The organism is Pseudomonas sp. SDO524_S393 (assembly GCF_054071875.1).
The window spans coordinates 1-2103 of the sequence record NZ_JBSVVZ010000146.1; the positions used below are offsets into that span (position 1 = coordinate 1).

General features: G+C 61.9%; 2 protein-coding genes. Both read right to left on the minus strand.

Annotated features, from left to right (window positions below):
- Positions 1-78: 78 nt before the first annotated feature.
- Positions 79-1359: a C4-dicarboxylate TRAP transporter large permease protein DctM gene (gene dctM / locus ACW9IB_RS29390; protein ID WP_457368055.1), complete on the minus strand. Its 1281-nt coding sequence runs from the start codon at positions 1357-1359 to the stop codon at positions 79-81.
- The gene (locus ACW9IB_RS29395) at positions 1359-1991 is read right to left on the minus strand and encodes a TRAP transporter small permease (protein WP_457416818.1); all 633 of its coding nucleotides are present in this window, start codon (positions 1989-1991) and stop codon (positions 1359-1361) included. The genes dctM and ACW9IB_RS29395 overlap by 1 nt, the downstream gene beginning before the upstream one ends.
- Positions 1992-2103 lie beyond the last annotated feature (112 nt).

Here is a 2103-nt window from a genome sequence, read left to right on the forward strand (position 1 = left end):
AGCGGTGGATCAGTCAAACATGTATCGACTGGCACTCCGCATTCGCGAGCAAGCCCGCTCCCACCGTTTTAAGCCGGCTTACATCCCCAACCAATGCGGCAACGCCAGGGAGATGAACGGCAGGTAGGTGACCATGATCAGGAACACCAGCAGGATCATCAGCCACGGCAGCGCCGCGCGGATGGTCTGCCCCAGGCTCAGGCCGGTTACCGCCGAAGTCACGAACAGGTTCAGCCCCACCGGTGGATGCACCAGGCCGATTTCCATGTTGACCACCATCACGATGCCCAGGTGAATCGGGTCGATGCCCAGCTTCATGGCGATCGGGAAGAAGATCGGCGCCAGGATCAGCACGATGGCCGACGGCTCCATGAAACTGCCCGCCACCAGCAGCACAATGTTGACCATGATCAGGAACCCGATCGGCGTCAGCCCTTCCGAGATCACCCACGCGGTGATTTCCTGGGGGATCTGCTCAGTGGTCAGCACATGGGCGAACAGCATGGCGTTGGCGATGATGAACATCAGCATGATCGCCAGGCGCCCGGACTCTAGCAGCACCTTGGGGCAATCGCGGAACTTCATGTCCTTGTAGATGAACAGCGCGACGAACGCCGAGTACACCGCTGCCACCGCCGCCGCTTCGGTCGGGGTGAACATGCCGCTGTAGATCCCGCCGAGGATGATCACCAGCAGCAACAGGCCCCAGAACGCACGACGTGCGCAGCGCAACCACTCACGGAAGGTCGCCCGTGGCTGCGCCGGCAGCTTCTTGATGCGCGCGACGATATAGATCGCCACCATCAGCATCAGGCCCAGCAGGATCCCGGGAATCACCCCGGCCATGAACAGCTTGCCCACCGAGGTTTCCGTGGCCGCCGAGTACACCACCATCACGATCGACGGCGGAATCAGGATGCCCAGGGTACCGGCGTTGCAGATGATCCCGGCACCGAACTCCTTCGGGTAACCGGAACGCACCATGCCCGCCACGGCAATCGAACCGACCGCCGCCACCGTGGCCGGCGAGGAGCCCGACAGTGCCGCGAACAGCATGCACGCCAGCACCGCCGCGATGGCCAGGCCGCCTCGGATGTGGCCGACACAGGCGTTGGCGAAGTCGATCAGCCGCTGCGCCACGCCGCCGGTGGTCATGAACGCCCCGGACAACAGGAAGAACGGGATCGCCAGGAAGGTGTAGGCGTCGGAGGTCTCGAACAGCTTGATCGCCAGGGAACTCACCGAGTCCTGGCTGAACATGAGGATCGACACCGCACCGGACAACCCGAGGGAAATCGCGATCGGCACGCCGAGGAACATGAACACGAACAACAGCAGAAACAGACAGAGCACGGCCATCAGTGACGCTCCTCATGGCTGCCGGCCAACTTGCTGGCCTCACCGGCCTCGTCGGCCAGCCCCAACCCGACCTGACGGTGGGTAAAGATGCGGTAGAAAATTTCCAGGTAGCGGATGAACACCATGGCGAAACCGATGGGCACGATCACCACGATATCGCCGACGTCCACGCCGTACTGGTCGAGGTCTTCGGCGCCGATATGGGCGGTCATCACCGCACTGACCCACTTGTAGCTGGCGATCATGAACAGCCCGGCATAGGCCAGGCAGCACAGGCAGGCCAGCATGCCGAGAATGCGCTGCACCGGGCGCCTGGTCAGCTTGACCAGCGCGTCCACGCCCAAGTGGCCGGCAGTGCGCACGCCGTAGGAAATACCGAAGAAGATCAGCCAACCGAACATGGCCTTGGTCAGCGCCACGCTCCAGGTCATGTCCTGGGCCCAGGTCATCGATCCATCGCCCAGGGCATTGAAGAAGTCACTGGTGAACGTCCATTTGTCCGCCAGGGAAAAGAACAGCGTGTAGATGTTGTTGAGCATGACGTAGACGAAAGTCACCAGGGTCATGGCGGCCAGCAGGAAAGCGATGAAGCCTTCCTCCAGGTGCTCCCAGACGCGCCTTAGCGTTTGCATGGCAAAACCTCGCGAAAAAGAGATGGGTGGTGCAAGGCTCAGGGTGTAAGCCGGAGCTGAATGTGGGAGCGGGCTTGCTCGCGAAAGCGGTGTGTCAGTCACCAGTTCTATC